The sequence below is a fragment of the Myroides fluvii genome, assembly GCF_009792295.1.
GTDB lineage: Bacteria > Bacteroidota > Bacteroidia > Flavobacteriales > Flavobacteriaceae > Flavobacterium > Flavobacterium fluvii_A.
The window spans coordinates 408,884-426,345 of the sequence record NZ_CP039934.1 but is presented as its reverse complement, the minus strand read 5'-3'; the positions used below and the strand labels follow the sequence as shown (position 1 = coordinate 426,345).

The window sequence follows — 17,462 nt, the reverse complement described above, 5'->3', positions numbered from 1 at the left end:
ATGGTGCTTAAGGTGAATACTCCGATAAGAAGTAACAAGATTTTTTCGTATTTTTTCAAAATAAGTGGATTAGGTTAGGGGTGATTAGGGGAAACAAAACTATTAATTTAAATATAATTAACATAAATTGAAGGACTTTGTTTCGTCATTTTTATTTATTACATTCAAGATATAATGGAGAGATGAGGTAGAAAAGTACAGTTGCTATTATCTTGTAAAAGGGAGTAGAAGGCTTTTTGTATCTTTGAAAAATAAATAAGGAGAACAGATTGTAATTGAATATGAAAGTAAAAAATATTATTCCCATTTTAGAAGAGTTAGCACCTTTGGGCTATGCAGAAGATTTTGACAACGTTGGTTTGTTGGTGGGAAATATGGAACAAGAAGTAAGTGGGATTTTAGTTTGTCACGATGCATTGGAAGCAGTAGTGGAAGAAGCAATAGAACAAAATTGTAACTTCATTGTTTGTTTTCATCCCATTCTGTTTTCAGGATTGAAAAAGATCACAGGAAAGAACTACGTTGAACGCGCGGTGATCAAAGCCATCAAAAATGACATTGCTATTTATGCGATTCACACGGCCTTAGATAATCACCAAGAAGGAGTAAACAAGATCTTTTGCAACACGTTGGGATTGGAAAATCCCCGTATTCTTATTCCTAAAGCTAATTATATTCAGAAATTAGTAACCTATGTACCGATACAAGATACAGAAAAAGTACGTCAAGCGTTATTTGCTGTAGGAGCAGGAGCAATAGGTAATTACAACCATTGTAGCTTTGTATCGGAAGGAAAGGGAAGTTTTAAAGGCAATGAAAAGAGCAGTCCTGTTATTGGTCAAGTTGGGATAGAAGAGGTTGTGGCAGAACACAAAGTAGAAGTAACCTATGAGAAACACTTACAAGGAAAAATTTTAGAGGCTTTATTTCAATCGCATCCGTATGAGGAAGTGGCTTATGAAATCTACAACCTCGAAAATAAATTGCAAAATGTAGGAATGGGAATGATTGGGGAACTCAAAGAGCCTATGGATGAATTGGCGTTTTTACAACTGCTAAAACAACAAACGGGTACAGGAGGAATTCGCCACAGCGCTTTGTTAAACAAACCAATTCAAAAAGTAGCCGTATTAGGTGGTTCAGGAAGTTTCGCAATAAAAGCGGCTATCCAACAAAAAGCAGATGCATTTATCACCGCAGATTTAAAATACCACCAATTTTATGAAGCTGAAAATCAGCTTGTTTTGGCTGATATTGGCCATTTTGAGAGTGAAAGATATACAAAAAATTATATAGTTGAGTTTCTTTCAAAAAAAATGACTAATTTTGCAGTTATTTTATCAACAGTAAATACGAATCCAGTTAACTACTTATAACGATGACAAAGAAAAAAGAATTAACGGTTGAAGAGAAATTAAGAGCGCTTTACGACTTACAATTGATTGACTCAAGAATCGATGAAATCAGAAATATGAGAGGAGAGCTACCTCTTGAAGTTGAAGATCTAAAAGACGAAGTTGCTGGACTTAACAAACGCTTAGAGAAACTTCATGTAGATTTAAATAGCATCGAAAGTGGCATTAAAGACAAAAAGAATGCCATTGAAGAATTTAAAGAAGCTATTAAAAAGTACACGGAGCAACAAAACGAAGTGAAAAACAACAGAGAATTCAACTCTTTAGAAAAAGAAATTGAATTTCAGAAGTTAGAAATCGAACTTGCCGAAAAACACATCCGTGAAATGAAAGTGAGTATTGAGAATAAAAAGAGCAATATTGCACAAACAGAAGAGCGTTTAACTGCACGTAATGAACACTTGACTCACATTGAGGCAGAGTTGAAAAACATTATGTCAGAAACAGAACGTGAAGAGCAAACATTGTTAACTAAATCGGACGAATTCAAACAAGATATCGAAGAGCGTTTATTGAATGCTTATATGAGAATCAGAGCTGGAGTAAAAAATGGATTAGCCGTTGTTTCGATTGAAAGAGGAGCTTCTGTAGGATCATATTTTACAATTCCTCCGCAAACACAAGTTGAAATTGCAGCTCGTAAGAAAATCATCACCGATGAGCACAGTGGACGTATTCTTGTTGATAGCGCTTTAGCTGAAGAAGAAAGAGATAAAATCGATGCGATCATCGCAAGTTTAAAATAATAGTAGAAGCCTCTTTTTAGAGGCTTTTCTTTTTATATGGAAAAAGTAGTAGGAGCTTTAGTGAATCTTCTTAGTTTATACTCGATGCAGTCAGCCGTGTACTGGGTGCATAGACTCTTTGCTACTCCGCGAAAAGGAAAATTGAAACCCCAACAGCTTCCAGTATTTTTACAACAAGCGCATGTAGACTTTTTTTGGTATAAGAATGAAAAGGTCTATACCTATCAATGGAATGTCGAGGCTAAGGATAAACCCTTGCTATTGCTTATTCACGGATGGGAGAGCAATAGCGCACGATGGGAAGCCTTATACACATACCTAGGGAGTACATTTCAATTTGTAGCTTTGGATGCCCCTAGTTTAGGGATGAGCAAGGGGAAAAATCTCAGTGTCAAAAACTATCAAGAAGTCATCGCTCTTGCATTGAATACCTTCAAGCCTCAGTTTGTAGTTGGGCATTCTCTAGGAGCATTTGCCCTTTTTCAGCAATTAGGTGAAGGCAACTATCCTTGGATTAAAAAGGTAGTTCTCATGGGAGCCTTTGATCGCTTTGAGGTGATCTTGTCCCATTATTACAATTTATTAGGGTACTCCAAACGCCTAAGAGGGGCTTATCACCACTATATTGAACACTTAATTAATAAACCTTTATCCACGTATTGCAGTGCGGATGCTGTTCCTTTTGTAGATAGCCCTGTATTGTGTATACACGATCTTCAAGACCCTCAAGTGTCTTACGAAGAAGCAGCAAGTTTTCATCGTGCTTTACTGCAAAAAAATAACCTAGTAGTTTCTACAACTAATTTGGGACATAGCCTGCAAGATGAGGCTGTTTTTAAAACAATTCAAGCGTTTTTTAGCTAGAACGTATTTCTTTTTATAAGGAACGAAATTTATTATTTACTTTTGCGCTATGGAAAATCAAGAAACGCGTTTAAATAAATATTTATCAGAAGTTGGCTTTTGTTCAAGAAGAGAAGCGGATCGATTAATCGAAGAAGGACGCATTACAGTCAACGGAAAAGTACCCGAATTGGGATTGAAGGTTACCGATGCAGATGAAATCCGCGTGAATGGCAAACTGATTCGCCAGACCGATGAGGACTTTGTTTATTTAGCTTTCAATAAACCCGTAGGGATTGAATGTACAACCAATAAGAAAGTAAGAGAAAATATCGTAGACTATATCCATTATCCAAAGCGTATTTTCCCTGTGGGACGCTTGGATAAAGACAGTGAAGGCTTAATCCTCATGACCAATGACGGTGATATTGTCAATAAAATCCTACGTCAAAAAAACAACCACGAAAAAGAATACATCGTAACGGTGAATAAACCCCTCACGGATCGCTTTATTCAGCGCATGGGACAAGGTGTACCTATCCTGGATACTATCACTAAAGAATGTAGAGTGGAACGAATCAGCCGCTTTGTGTTTCGAATCTTTTTAACCCAAGGATTAAACCGACAAATTCGACGCATGTGTGAGTATTTTGATTATGATGTGGTTGCTTTAAAACGCATTCGAATTATCAATATTAGCCTTGACGTTCCTGTTGGACAATATCGCGAAATTACCGCTGCAGAATTAGCCGAATTAAATCGTTTAATCGAACCTTCAAGTAAAACTGAAGAAGCGAGCTTGGCTCAAGAGCAAACCAACCAACATAGTCAGCATTCAACCGAACATACAGCCCAACAAGGCGAAAGAAAACCCAAGAAAAAGTTCGAAAGAGAGCGAAACAATTCAAAAAAAGCAGGTCCAACCTTGCGAAATGAAAGAATTTCAAGAAGAAGAGAGAATTAATTTATAATTCTCTCTTTTTGTTTTTTTATACTACATCCCTAAAATATCCCTTCCTTTTCCTTCTTTTTAGAACTTCCCTGGACGATACAGTCCGAATATCACGTACGCTAAAAATGGCTTATTTATATTTAGTCTAATTTATTTTAAATAAGTTAAAAAAATCTATATATTTGCTATTGTTTATAATAAGTCTAAATAAAGACATTTACTAATCTACCTCAATTTCTTAGTAATGAGAAAATTCCTACTACTAACAGCATGTATTCTCGGTCAGCTATTTGTTGCTCATGCTCAACAAAAACCTACTATTATAGCTGGAGTCGTACAAGATGAGAAAGGAAGTCCTATTGATTTCGCAACCGTCATATTAGTCGATACCAAGAAAAGCGATTTGACCAATGAACAAGGAGCGTTCAAAATAAAAATGGGCCATGGCGGAACCTACAAACTCAAGATTCAACACGTTAGTTATGAGTCTACAGAGTTAAACGTACAAGTAGAAGCAGGGGGCCAAGTAAATAAGCGAATCGTCCTAAAAGCTAAGGAGGCTATTTTGGATGACGTTGTTTTACGCGTAAAGAGTCCAGTCGAAAAAGTAAGAGAATCAGCCTATAATGTAATTGCTATTGATGCGAAACCACTGTATAATTCTTCTTTGGATGTTTCAGGAGCGCTAGACCGCGTTTCGGGTGTCAAAGTGAGAAGAGATGGAGCTGAAGGTTCTGATTTTACGTTTTCGATGAACGGTTTCAGCGGTCGTCATATTCGGTTTTTTATGGATGGAGTTCCGATGGAGGGTTTTGGAAGTGAGTTTAAAATCAACAATCTCCCGATTACCATGGTGGATCGAATTGAAGTTTACAAGGGCGTTGTGCCAGTAGAATTTGGATCGGATGCTTTAGGGGGAGCGGTTAATATCATCACCAATAAAGCCAAAGAAACGAAAATAGATGCCTCTTTTGCTACGGGATCATTCAATACCTATAAAAGTCATCTGAATGTGAGTAAAGTATTTGATAACGGGATGACCTTTCAAGTGAATGCTTTTCAAAATTATTCCGATAACAATTACAATGTTTACGTCCCTGTAGCTAATTTAAAAACAGGGGTATATTCAAAAGAAAAACAATGGGTTAAACGATTCAATGATCGCTTTCAAACTGCGACAGTTGTCACCAAAGTAGGAGTGATAGATAAGTCGTATGCCGATCGTTTGTTATTTGGATTTACCTATGGAGAAGGAAAAAAGGGGGTGCAAACCGGAACGATTATGGAAAAGGTATTTGGACAGAAAAAACGCCGGTCTGTAACCATCATGCCTTCTTTGGAATATAGTAAGCGCAATTTATTTACAGAAGGATTAGATGTCGCAATAACATCAACCTACAATGCAGGGTACAATCAAAATATAGATACCTCAAGGTATAAATACAACTGGGCGGGTGAGCGCATCAAAACGATGAAAAAAGGAGAGTCTGGAGGAGGCCCTTCTTTAGTGAAGTTTTTTGATCACAATGGATCTACTACAGCTAATGTGAGCTATAAAGTAAATGATAAACATGCTTTTAGTTTAAATAATGTTATTTATTACTTCAATAGAAAAACGGAAGATCCGCTAGCTGTAAAAGAAACAGAAAGTGAGAAGAAAAGTGAAACGACACGCAGAAGCTTAAAAAATATTACAGCTTTATCCTACCGATACAACATACTGGATAATTTCAATGTATCCGTATTTGGCAAGCATTATTCCATCAAACATACCTATTTGAGTGAAAGCACAAGTGTAGACAAAAGTGGTTATGGGATTGCTGCCACTTATTTATGGAATGATTTTCAAGTAAAATCCTCTTTCGAAAAAACCTACCGTTTACCCACAGATAGTGAATTATTTGGAGATGGCGATATGGTATGGGGAAACACTGATTTAAAACCAGAAGCAGGAAATAATTACAATTTCAATTTAAGCTACTCAACAGTATTGGATAAGGTTCACGCCGTTTTTGCAGATGCTGGATTTGTATACCGAAAAACAGAAGATTATATCCGCAGCAACCCTTATGGATCAGGTTCTAGAGCTTCTAGTGTCAATATTGGAGGTGTTGAGAGTATCGGATTAAATATAGAAGCACGTTATGTTTACAATGATTTTTTACAACTAGGAGGAAGTTTAACTACGCAGAATATTAGAAGTAAACAAAAATATGCGATCGGTACTTCTGTTGCCAATTCTTATTATAACGAACGTATTCCGAATGAGCCTTATTTCTTTGGGGCCTTAGATGCAGGTCTTCTTTTTAAAGATTTAGGCAAAAAAGGCAACAATTTAAATGTAGGATATAACGTAAGATACATCGATCACTATAGCTATGACTTCAGCAGTATTGGTGTAGAGCCCATTTGGATTCCCTCTCAAGTTGTTCACGATCTAAGTGCTTCGTACAGTATGTTCAACAATACATTACACCTTACCGTAGAAGCAAATAATCTATTTGATAAACTCGCGTATGACAATTACAGCTTCCAAAAACCAGGCAGAAGTTTTATGTTTAAAATACGCTACAGCTATTAATAAAATTAATAATAATCTATAATATTAAATAAAATGAAAAGAAGAGTTCTATCTACCGTAGTATTAGCTTTTTTAGTTAGTGCATTTACCTTGACAAGCTGTTCAAGTGACGATAATTCAAAACCAGGAGGAAGTGAGGAAGAGGAGGTAATCGATGATGGCGAAAGAAATCAGGAAGATTTAATAGGTACAAAATATATAGTGGGTGCAAGTGCCTCTAAAACTAACTTATTGTTAGAAGTAGATGATTTAAAACAAGGGTCAATCAGTGTAAGGGGGAATGGGCAAGTAGCTTTAGGTAAAAATATCTATATGTTTAAGGACTTACGCGCTTATGTTTTCGAATATAGAAAAGGAGATCCTTCGGGAATGCAAAGTTGGATGTTAAACAAAGATTTGCGTTTGCAACAGAATACTTTGGTTGATTTACCGAATAGAGAAGAGTTTATTACGCAATTTGGAAGATTTATGATTTCTACAACAGGCGGAATCACCCTAGACAATGGTAAAAAAGCACAAGCTTTTAACTTTATTAATGGAGTTACTGGGGGAATTGAATTTACTTCATTTGTCAATGTAGAAAACATTGCCGAAACTGGTGAATATGCCAACTTTGCTGGTTTAGAAGATATTGGAAATGATCGTTTCGTCATGGCAATTGAACCATTTAAAATTACTGCTAATAGCGATGATGATAATACTTCAGCATTCAGAGATCGCGTGTGGTTGGCTATTTTTAAATTAGATATGTCACAAGCACCAGAAAACAGAGTGGTGTTGGAAAATGTAGTGAAAGATGACCGTATGAGTTTTGCGGTAGCTCGTTATAGATCAAGTCGTGTATCTACCATCGGAAAAGGAGAAAATGGCGATATTTACGTATACTCACCTTCTGCTATGATTAGCAAAGACAAAGGTGCATTCTCTACTAAACCTTCAGCTGTATTGAAATTCGACAAAAATACATTGAAATTCGATCCCGCATACTATTTCAATTTAGAAGCAAAATCAGGAGGACACAAAGTGTATAAAGTATATGCCATTGGTAAAGATCAGTTTATCTTGAATATGTTTGCCCATGCAGATCAAGCTTGGAATATGGCTCCTGCCAATAAATTAGCCTTATTCAATGCAAAAACAGGAGATTTTAAATGGATTGAAGGCTTAGATACTCCTGAATCAATTGCAGAAATTGGAGCTCCTTATGTAGAAGGTAATGAAGTGTTTGTACCAATTACAGCTTCTGCTAAATCCTATGTGTATCTGTTAAATAGAACCACAGCAACCTTTACAAAAGGACTCGAAATTAAAGATTTAGGTGATGGTACAGTTGGAAACGTTGTGAAAATAAACGCGTATAAATAATTTATTTATTGTTATTCATTTGTAATTAGTTAGCCAAAAGAGCTTAACAAGTATTTGTTAAGCTCTTTTTTTATTTGGGATATTCGATATACGCTTTTAATAAATTCCACAGGGTAACAACAATATTACTACTGCTTTCAGCAGTTGATTCGAGGTTGCTTTTCTTTCTCCCTCGGAAGGAGATTACTTCCAAGGGCGTGTAAAGTGTGCCTTTTACTTCGTTCGGATTTATAAAAGTAGCCTCATATAAAACGGGTTGATCTCGAGAAAAAGAAGATAAAACAAAACCGTTTTCTGTCAAAATCCCTTCGAATCCTTGGGAGTAATAGCCATTGGCAACGAGTGTAGAATCTGTTTTATAGAGTTGAAGTTGACTGAGCTTTTGATATAAACCGAGATTGGGACTCGTCAGATCTGCTTTAAATACAAATTCCCAATCCCCTGTTGGATTGTTACTACTTGGTTTTGTTACGGGTGTAAAACGGCGTTCACTCGTTGGGTGGGCAGTAAAGGCAATTTCAAGAGGTGGCTTGCTTTTTTGATGTTGAAACACCCCAGTAATTTGCTGATCTTTGAGGATTCCCTTTAAGTGAACTTCGCCAAAGTAGTCCAATTTTACACTGATGCTATCGCCTATAATCTTGACGATTTCCTTCTGGTTTTTTCCAGGGCCGTCGATAAAACGAACGCGATACCCATAAATATTTAAAGGAACCGTATCCAACTCAAAGATAATGGGAACCACTCGATCTTGAATCTTAAAATTTGCCTTCCATCGATTAGGAGAAGCTGGTTGATCTTCATTTCGAATATAATCCGTACATCCCCAAGTCCCCAAGCTTAAAAGGAGCAGTAGAATAGTCTTTTTCATTGCTTATATTGCTATAGCATTCCAAGATACTACATTCTTTTCCCTTATCAAATAGTAAGATAGCAATAGAAGAACATCTACTTGATTTGGTTATATTGAATCAGGAATGAATGAATTTATTGGGGCAATGAAAAAGAATGTAGGAAGTATTAGAAGGAAAATAAGATTTTATATTCAGATTTTTCTGTTAAATTTGTTAGGATATATTGAAATATACCTATGAAACAGAATCCCTTAAATTTTCGTTTTTTTATTCTACTGCTTTTTTTGCTTTTAGAAACTTTTGCTTTTGCTACGGGTAAAAACAAAAAAACAGCAACTACAGCAGCAGAAAAAGTTGAGGCTGTGCAACCTGCGTTTATTGTGTTAGAAAAAACACCTGTCGTAGTGATGCATGATACGCTGTTCAATGTCTATGGAAATATTGGGTCCTTTACTTCTAAACAACGCGCAAAATCAATCGAAAAAAAGATTGCTTCCTTGGTGGATAACTATCTGTTTGAAGGTGATTCTATCAAATTAGTGGATACGGGTAATTATTTGAACTTGATGTATGAGAACGAGATTTTAATGAGTGTAGATACCATTCAAGCCACACAAGAAAATAAAACCAAAATTCTAGCCGCACAGTTTTATAAGAACAAGATTATCGCTACTGTTGAAGAACAACAACACAGCATGAGTTGGCAACAAGTGCTCTTGCAAATTGCGGGTACAATCGGAATCATCATTGCGGAAATATTTATCATCAAATACATCTACTACTGGTATAGAAGAGTTAAAGTGATGATCTGGAAACAACGCGGTAAGAAAATTAAGGGAATGTTCGGTATCATTGACGATCATCGAGCCATGTTGACCACAATTTCAATGGCAAAAGTAGTTCGTTTCCTTATTGTATTGATTTTTCTCTACTTTGGATTACTAGCCGTATTTAAACTTTTCCCCTTTACCAAACACATTTCCGATCAGTTGTTAGACTATGTCATGTCTCCACTAAAAGCAGTAGGAAGAAGCGTCAAAGCTTATATGCCTAAGTTGTTTACCATCTTAGTGATTGTGTTTATATTTAAGTATATACAAAAATTTGTACGCTCCTTAGCTGAAAAAATAGCTACGAATAAGATTACCATTAAAGGATTTTATCCCGATTGGGCATTTCCTACTTACAATATCATTAGTGCCTTGATGTTTATATTCATGTTCATTTTGATATTTCCATATTTGCCCAACTCTGACTCTTCTATATTTCAAGGAGTATCCGTATTTGCGGGGATTGTTTTATCTTTAGGATCAACTTCAGTGATTGGAAACTTAGTCGCTGGATTGGTGATTACCTATATGCGCCCGTTTAAAATTGGCGATCGCATTAAATTAGGAGAGTATACTGGTGATGTTTTAGAAAAAACGGCCTTGGTTACCCGTATTAAAACCCCTAAAAATGAGATTATTACCATACCGAATTCTAATATTATGTCGGCTCATACGGTGAATTACTCTCAATCAGCCAAAGAACATGGGCTAATTTTACATACAAGCATTGCTGTTGGTTATGATGTGCCTTGGCAAAAAGTACACGAAATGTTGTACGAAGTAGCTAATCGTACGGAACACGTATTGAAACGCCAAAAACCATTTATCTTACAAGATCAATTCAGAGATTTTTATGTGGATTACCAATTGAACGTGTATATTAAGGAAGCAAAAATGACAGCTAAGATTTATTCAGATTTACGTCAACATGCCCAAGATGTTTTTGCAGAAAACAATATCGAAATGGCCTCTCCTCACTTTATTATTAGTCGAAATGTAGATGGAAATCACACAACAGTTCCACCGAAGTATGTGAAATAGTTTACGGTTATCGGTTTATAGAAAATATGCAAGTAAAAGAAGAACCATTCCTTTGTTGGAGTGGTTTTTTTTTGGTGTTGTAGGAGGAAGGTTTGTTTTTACTTAGGAGAAAAAATTAGGCAGTTCAAAGTTGGCAGCTAACTAACGCAAAAAAAAATAGTTAAATAAATTGTTTACTTACTAATTAGTAAGTAATATTGTTTTGTTATTAAATCAAGAATTATGTCGGGAACTAGAGAACGCATTTTAGAGTTAGGAGAAGAATTAATCTTGACCAAGGGATATAATGGTTTTAGCTATCAAGATATTTCTACGGCTTTAGGGATTAAAAATGCGGCTATACATTACTATTTTGCGAGTAAGGAAAACTTGGGAACGAGTATTGTCAAAACGAATATTCAGCGTTTTGAAGAGATGATTGCCAACATGGATGCCTTGCAATTTGATCCCAGTAAAAAGATAGAAACGTTTATTAAAATCTATATTAAAAGTCAAAGAGAACGAAAACTCTGTATCGTTGGTGCTTTGTCAACGGATATTGAAACGTTATTTCCAACTACGCAAGTAGAAGTGACGAAAATTGTTGATTTAATCGTGCATTGGTTAGCTGGAGTTTTGATGGAAGGAAAGAAGTTAAAGGTTTTTCATTTTGAAGAAGAAGAAAAACAACGTGCTTTTTTAATCTTGTCAAGTTTGGTGGCTAGTTTACAATTGTCAAGAGTAAATAAATATGTTGATTACAAAGGATATTGTTATTCTCTCTTGGAACAATTGAAATAACGAATTGTAGTTTGTAAGAGAATACACTAAATTTTTTTAACCCCATCACTTACTTATTAGTAAGTATAAAAAAAATGAAAATTATGAAAAGAGTTGTTATTACGGGCTTAGGTGCTATTACGCCTTTAGGAAATAATGTAGATGCGTTCTGGAACAAGGCCATTCAAGGAAAAAGTGGAGCTGCATCGATCACGCATTTTGATGCTACTCATTTTAAAACCAAATTTGCTTGTGAAGTAAAAGGATTTGATCCTTTGCTCTATTTTACTAAGCCTGAATCGAGAAAAATGGATTTATTTACGCAATATGCTATTGCGGCTAGTGAAGAATGTATCTCGGATGCTCAATTAAATTGGGAGCAGATCAATCGCCATCGATTTGGAGCAATTATCGCTACGGGAATTGGCGGTTTAGAAACGTTAGAAGAGGAAATATTGAATTTTGGAAAAGATACAACTCAACCTCGATTTAATCCTTTCTTTATTACCAAGATGATTTCGAATATGGCAGCAGGGCAAATTTCTATCCGCTATGGTTTAAAGGGAATTAGCTATGCCGTAGCTTCAGCTTGTGCTGCGTCAAATAACGCAATTGGCAGTGCTTTTGATGCTATTCGCTTAGGCAGAGCAGATTTAATCTTAGCAGGAGGAACGGAAGCTACGATTTGCCAATCGGCTATTGCAGGGTTTAATGCGATGAAAGCTTTATCTACGGCCAATGAATATCCAAGCCAAGCATCTCGTCCTTTTGATGCCCACCGAACAGGATTTGTGGCGGGTGAAGGAGCTGGTATTTTATTGCTGGAGGAACTAGAGCACGCGCAAAAAAGAGGAGCTAAGATTTACTGTGAGTTAGTTGGTTATGGCTCTGCCTCTGATGCCTATCACGTGGCGGCAACACATCCCGAAGGAGAAGGAGCAATTGCAGCGATGCAACAAGCTTTAACTGACGCAGGCCTCCAGGCACAAGCGGTCGATTATATTAACGCTCATGCAACTTCTACTCCAGTTGGAGATATTAGTGAATGCAAAGCGATAGAACATCTTTTTAAAGACCATCTTAGCCAACTGCATGTGAGTGCCACCAAATCCATGACAGGGCATCTCCTTGGAGCAGCGGGTGCTATAGAATCAATTTTGTGTATTAAGAGTATAACGGAGGGAATGATTCCACCTACGATTAATTTAGATACTTTGGATCCCGCAATTAGTGAGGCCTTAAATTTAACGCCTAATGTTGCTCAGCATAAAGTGGTTAAGGTTGCTATGAATAATACTTTTGGTTTTGGGGGACATACCTCAAGTGTTATTTTTAAGAAATTAGAAGTGGATGCAAGGTGATTTTGTAGAACAGTGAGAGGAAATCGAAACGAAGGGGAGATTGCGATGTGTTATCAAGTTGTCGCGGAAATCTTCTAAATATTGAGAGTTTGTACAAAAAAGCAAAAACACAAAAAAGCAGAACTGATTACCTCACCACGGCTCCCTTCTTTCTATAAAAAAGAGGAATAAGTAGTTTTTAGTATATCTTCCAATTTATAAGGATAATTTTATTAAATTAGTAAGAAATACAACATAATTATGGCGACAATTATTGAAACAGATCGTTTGATCATTCGAGAGATAACAAAAGAAGATGCACCGGGAATTTACAATTTAGACAGTGACGAGCGCGTAGTAAAATATGTGGGAAGTATGGTTATTACTTCGATGGAGGAAGCAAATGAAATCATTGAATTTATTCAAAAACAATACGCTGATTTTGGCGTTGGACGTTGGGCAATTATTGAAAAGAACACGGGGGAGTTTATCGGTTGGTGTGGGTTTAAATTAGTTGAAAATGGTTTAAACGGCCTGCGTGAATATTTAGATTTAGCGTATCGTTTTCGATTTGATGCCTGGGGAAAAGGCTATGCAACTGAAGCGACAAAGGCATGCTTAGATTATGCTGCTAAGCACTTCAAACAACACCCCATCTTTGCCGTTTCTGAAGTGGAGAATGAAAGCTCTATACGCGTGTTGGGTAAAATTGGCTTTCACGCTGCTTATACTTTTGATCTGGATGGCGTTGATCACTATTGGTACATGAGAGAATAAATAGAAACAAAGAAATTAAGCACGTTAAAATACGGCGGTGATTCTTCTTCATGAATGAATCTAGCTTACCTTTGTTTTTTAATCATGTAAACGGTGAAAAACTTTCTTTTCTTACTTATTGCTATCGTTAGTGAGGTAATCGCAACTAGTGCCCTAAAAGCATCCCATGAGTTTACCAAAATTATTCCAAGTATTATTACAGTAACAATGTATGCGGTAGCTTTTTATTTTTTGAGCTTAACGCTTCGTACCATTCCTGTTGGAATCGCGTATGCTATTTGGTCTGGAATAGGAATCGTATTAGTCACCGTTGTCGCAATTCTTGTCTACGGTCAAAAACCAGATGTACCCGCAATTATCGGTATGGCTTTTATTATTTTAGGGGTGATTATCATTAATTTATTTTCTAAAATGAATGCACATTAAAAGAAAATTGATTTTAGTACCATCACCTATTTAAAAACGGAACCCGCCTTTGCAAAACTCTTAGGATTAACAGGTGATCCCTATGAAAGCTTACTTTTGTGTCCCTTAAAAATTAGTGAACCAAAGGGATAATATCTCCTCTAAATTGTAATGGGGTTTGCTTCACGTGCTTTTTAAATAAACGCGAAAAGTAAGTGTGATCCTCATATCCTAAAGCAAAAGCAATCTCCTTAACCGATTTGGTCGTGTAATACAATAAGCGTTTGGCTTCATCAATAATGGATTTCTTTAACCAATAACTCACGGTTTTTCCGGTTGTTTTTTTGACACAGTCATTTAAATGCGCAGGAGTGATAAACAATAAATCAGCAAAATAAGAAGGTTGCTTCAAATGGGTTTGCGTTGTAATTAAACGTTTAAATTTGGATGTAATTACGTTGGATTGGTTAATAGCAGAAACTTCAGGCACTCGAGTAGTTTCTTTATAAAGAGAGCCAATTTTATAGATAATTGCCTGAAATAAACCATTGGTCATTTCTGTAGTATACTCTTCTTTCTGCGTTTCATATTTTGTCAATAGATGAATTGTTTCGAGTAAGGTTTGACAAGCTGCTGTTTTCAAGGAAATGCGCTGTTGCGTATTGGGTAAATTGAAAAGAAGATAGGTTAACTCATCCGGAATTCGAAAGTCTTGAATGCTTAAAAAATGTGCAAAAAAATCTTCACTGTATTCTTCAATCGTGTGAATCTGATAGGGTTTGATTAGAAATAAATCTCTCGTTTGAAGTTTGTGTGATTGTAACTCACAATTGATGCGGAAGGTTCCGTTTAGAACCAGGATAAACACATAATAATCGTCGCGATGGGTTAAACCTATAATGTCATCTGCTAGCGTTTGCGGAGCTAGTTCTTTTAGAAAAACACCATTTTTAACTGATTTATCTTGGCTATATGTTACAATTTCTTGATTATAGGACATCGTGTAGTTTTTATTTGTGTAGCACAAAGATACTAAATTATTTAGAATCTTTATAAATAACAAAGATGAAAAATAAAAAAGCCTATCTGCAATAGATAGGCTGAGATATAAAAGATTGATTTTTTTTAAATTGCTGCAACGATTGCTGCGAAATCGCTAGCTACTAAAGCCGCTCCACCAATTAGACCACCGTCAACATCGGGTTTAGAGAAAATTTCTTTTGCATTAGTAGGTTTAACACTACCTCCATAGAGGATAGATGTATTTTCTGCAACTGTTTTATCGTATTGACGTTCAATTTCTTGGCGAATAAAAGCGTGAATTTCTTGTGCTTGTTCTGGTGTTGCTGTTTCTCCAGTTCCAATAGCCCATACAGGTTCATAAGCGATTACAATATTCTCCCATTGCGCCTTGCTTAAATGGAATAATCCATCTCTCAACTGATTGAAAATAACATTGAGGTATTGTTTGCTTTCACGGTCTTTTAACTCTTCACCAATACAGTAGATGACACGCATATTATGTTTGAATGCCGTATTTACCTTATCTGCTAAAATAGCGTCCGTTTCTTTAAAGTAATGTCTTCGTTCCGAGTGTCCGATTATGACAGTTTCAACACCAACGCTTAACAACATTTGAGCAGAAATCTCTCCTGTAAAAGCACCACCTTCTGCTTGGTGCATATTTTGAGCTGCCACTTGAATGTTTGTTCCTTCTAAGTGATCTACTGCACTCGCTAAGTTTGTAAAAGTAGGAGCTACAATCACTTCTACTTCTTTACCTGTAGGCAATAGTTCAATTAACTCATCTAATAGCACATGAGTCTCTGAAAGAGTTTTGTGCATTTTCCAGTTTCCAGCAACAATTGGGTGTCTCATAATTATTGTATTGTATTTAATAAGGCTTTTATGTCTTCAAAGTTTTTCTCTGTAGCATTGAAAAGCTCAATTTTACCTTCTTTATTTACTACCATATAGCGAGGAATCCAGTTTAACTGAATCGCTTGTCCAAAGGTTCCTTTCATTCGCTTCTCGTCGTTGAGGTGGAATTGTTCCCCTTCAATACCGTATTTTTCAATCGCTTCTTTCCAAGCTTCAGGTGTTTTATCTAAAGATAAATTGACGAAAACAACTTCTGGAAATGCAGCTTTAATTTTTTTTATTTCAGGAAGTGCTTTGATACAATCCGGACACCAAGCAGCCCACACGTCAATGAGGATGTTTTTACCTGCGTATTGTGTGAGTATTTCTTGAAAGCTAATTGTATTTCCATCTAATTTGTGAAATACTTGATTCAAAGCTGCTGGGGCAAATTTTGTGGTATCAACATTTGCATCTTCAGTTGTTGTAGCTGTTGGAGTTGGTTCTTCAGTTGAAATAACTTCCAACTTCTCTGTTTGTTGCTTACAAGCAGTAGCTGTTAAAGCAAGTATAGAAAGGGCAATAAAAATTTTCTTCATAATGGGTTAATATTTATTCGTTTAGCTTTATTCTAGGATCTAAATAAGCATAGATCAAATCTACTAAAATTGTTAGGATTACGAAAGCTGTTGCAATAGTAAGTACAGCTCCCATGATAATGGGAAGATCTAAGGTGTTTAAGGCTTCTACAATTTCTTTACCCAATCCATTCCATCCAAAAATATACTCTACAAAAACCGCGCCAGCTAACATGGAGGCAAACCAACCAGAAAGTGCTGTTACAACGGGATTAAGTGCGTTTTTCAACGCGTGTTTATAGATTACTTGTGTGGTACTCATCCCTTTCGCTTTGGCTGTTCGAATATAATCCAAACTCAAAACTTCTAATAGGGAGTTTCGCATCAGTTGAATAACGACAGATAAAGGACGAATTCCCAAAACAAGTGCGGGTAAAATGATGTTTTTCAACGCTAAATAACGTCCATCGCCGTAATCATCCACTTCATACAAACTACCTGTCATGGGCAATTGGGTATAGGTGTGCAGGAGATAACCGAAAATCCAGGCGAATAAAATCGCACTAAAGAAAGAGGGAATGCTCATTCCAAAGGTACTCACAACGGAAATTAGACGATCCAACCACGTATTGACATGTAAAGCGGAAAATACCCCTAATAGTACACCAATACAAAGGGCAATCCCAATAGCCACTGTGGCCAATAGTACAGTATTAGGCAGTGTTTCTGCCAAAATACTACTAACCGTTTTTCCGTTCTTTTGAAAACTCTCTCTTAAATAGGGAGCTTTGAGCATCAATTCAGTTTGTCCTGTCGTGAATAAAACCAAACCATGATACTTGTTTTCATGTCTAAAACTGTAATCTTCAGCTAATGTACTATGCAGTGAAAGGGGAGATAAATCATTCAAATATAGCGCGTATTGTTTGCTAATGGGTTGATCAAATCCATACTTCTTTTTTATAGCCAATAGTTGTTCAGCACTTTCATTTTGATCCAACATCATGCGCGCTGGATCACCAGGTAAAATGGTAAACAAAAAGAAAACTACACTAACCACCCCCCAAAGAGTGAGTAGGGCGTAACCTAATTTTTTTGTGAAATAAGTCAGCAAGA

17 protein-coding genes are annotated in these 17,462 nt (G+C 36.3%); 12 read left to right on the top strand and 5 right to left on the bottom strand.

Going from position 1 to position 17,462, the window contains the following annotated elements; genetic code table 11:
* Positions 1-281: 281 nt before the first annotated feature.
* The 6 genes from FBR08_RS02040 to FBR08_RS02015 all read left to right on the top strand — a co-directional run bounded on the left by FBR08_RS02040 (position 282) and on the right by FBR08_RS02015 (position 7,902).
* Positions 282-1,376, top strand: a complete 1,095-nt coding sequence (locus FBR08_RS02040) for a Nif3-like dinuclear metal center hexameric protein (protein WP_158961174.1) — start codon at positions 282-284, stop codon at positions 1,374-1,376.
* A 2-nt stretch (positions 1,377-1,378) separates the two neighbouring features.
* A complete protein-coding gene (locus FBR08_RS02035) occupies positions 1,379-2,161 on the top strand; it encodes a zinc ribbon domain-containing protein (RefSeq protein ID WP_158961173.1) in 783 nt (260 codons plus the stop codon).
* A 36-nt stretch (positions 2,162-2,197) separates the two neighbouring features.
* Entirely contained in the window at positions 2,198-3,025 is an 828-nt protein-coding gene (locus FBR08_RS02030) for an alpha/beta hydrolase (protein ID WP_158961172.1), read from the top strand.
* Between the two features lie 49 nt (positions 3,026-3,074).
* Complete coding sequence (gene rluF / locus FBR08_RS02025) at positions 3,075-3,968, top strand: 23S rRNA pseudouridine(2604) synthase RluF (protein ID WP_158961170.1); 894 nt, start codon at positions 3,075-3,077, stop codon at positions 3,966-3,968.
* A 232-nt stretch (positions 3,969-4,200) separates the two neighbouring features.
* Entirely contained in the window at positions 4,201-6,537 is a 2,337-nt protein-coding gene (locus FBR08_RS02020; protein ID WP_158961168.1) for a TonB-dependent receptor, read from the top strand.
* Positions 6,538-6,570: 33 nt separating this feature from the next.
* The gene (locus FBR08_RS02015) at positions 6,571-7,902 is read left to right on the top strand and encodes a DUF4374 domain-containing protein (RefSeq protein WP_158961166.1); all 1,332 of its coding nucleotides are present in this window, start codon (positions 6,571-6,573) and stop codon (positions 7,900-7,902) included.
* Positions 7,903-7,972: 70 nt separating this feature from the next.
* Here FBR08_RS02015 and FBR08_RS02010 read toward each other — a convergent pair whose 3' ends face one another.
* Positions 7,973-8,773 (bottom strand): hypothetical protein, encoded by an 801-nt coding sequence (locus FBR08_RS02010; protein ID WP_158961164.1) that lies wholly within the window; start codon positions 8,771-8,773, stop codon positions 7,973-7,975.
* Positions 8,774-8,992: 219 nt separating this feature from the next.
* On the opposite strand from FBR08_RS02010, the gene FBR08_RS02005 reads away from it, so the two are divergent.
* The 6 genes from FBR08_RS02005 to FBR08_RS01980 all read left to right on the top strand — a co-directional run bounded on the left by FBR08_RS02005 (position 8,993) and on the right by FBR08_RS01980 (position 14,061).
* Positions 8,993-10,627 carry a mechanosensitive ion channel family protein gene (locus FBR08_RS02005; RefSeq protein ID WP_158961162.1) on the top strand — a complete coding sequence of 545 codons (1,635 nt, stop codon included), beginning with the start codon at positions 8,993-8,995 and terminating at the stop codon, positions 10,625-10,627.
* A gap of 222 nt (positions 10,628-10,849) precedes the next feature.
* A complete protein-coding gene (locus FBR08_RS02000; protein ID WP_158961160.1) occupies positions 10,850-11,407 on the top strand; it encodes a TetR/AcrR family transcriptional regulator in 558 nt (185 codons plus the stop codon).
* Between the two features lie 83 nt (positions 11,408-11,490).
* Positions 11,491-12,747, top strand: a complete 1,257-nt coding sequence (gene fabF, locus FBR08_RS01995) for a beta-ketoacyl-ACP synthase II (protein WP_158961158.1) — start codon at positions 11,491-11,493, stop codon at positions 12,745-12,747.
* Positions 12,748-12,987: 240 nt separating this feature from the next.
* Positions 12,988-13,503, top strand: coding sequence for a GNAT family N-acetyltransferase (locus tag FBR08_RS01990; RefSeq protein WP_158961156.1), 516 nt, complete (start codon positions 12,988-12,990; stop codon positions 13,501-13,503).
* 93 nt (positions 13,504-13,596) lie between these two features.
* Entirely contained in the window at positions 13,597-13,929 is a 333-nt protein-coding gene (locus FBR08_RS01985) for a DMT family transporter (protein ID WP_158961154.1), read from the top strand.
* Positions 13,930-13,935: 6 nt separating this feature from the next.
* On the top strand, positions 13,936-14,061 hold the full coding sequence (locus tag FBR08_RS01980) for a DUF4269 domain-containing protein (RefSeq protein WP_317165374.1): 126 nt from the start codon (positions 13,936-13,938) through the stop codon (positions 14,059-14,061).
* Here the strand turns inward: FBR08_RS01980 and FBR08_RS01975 are convergent.
* The 4 genes from FBR08_RS01975 to FBR08_RS01960 form a co-directional block, all read right to left on the bottom strand.
* Complete coding sequence (locus FBR08_RS01975) at positions 14,042-14,908, bottom strand: AraC family transcriptional regulator (protein WP_158961152.1); 867 nt, start codon at positions 14,906-14,908, stop codon at positions 14,042-14,044. The two genes, FBR08_RS01980 and FBR08_RS01975, sit on opposite strands and share 20 nt — an antisense overlap.
* Before the next feature lie 125 nt (positions 14,909-15,033).
* Positions 15,034-15,786, bottom strand: a complete 753-nt coding sequence (tpiA, locus tag FBR08_RS01970) for a triose-phosphate isomerase (RefSeq protein ID WP_158961150.1) — start codon at positions 15,784-15,786, stop codon at positions 15,034-15,036.
* Positions 15,787-15,788: 2 nt separating this feature from the next.
* Positions 15,789-16,367: a TlpA family protein disulfide reductase gene (locus FBR08_RS01965; protein WP_158961148.1), complete on the bottom strand. Its 579-nt coding sequence runs from the start codon at positions 16,365-16,367 to the stop codon at positions 15,789-15,791.
* A 13-nt stretch (positions 16,368-16,380) separates the two neighbouring features.
* Positions 16,381-17,460, bottom strand: a complete 1,080-nt coding sequence (locus FBR08_RS01960) for an ABC transporter permease (protein ID WP_158961146.1) — start codon at positions 17,458-17,460, stop codon at positions 16,381-16,383.
* Between the last annotated feature and the right edge of the window lie 2 nt (positions 17,461-17,462).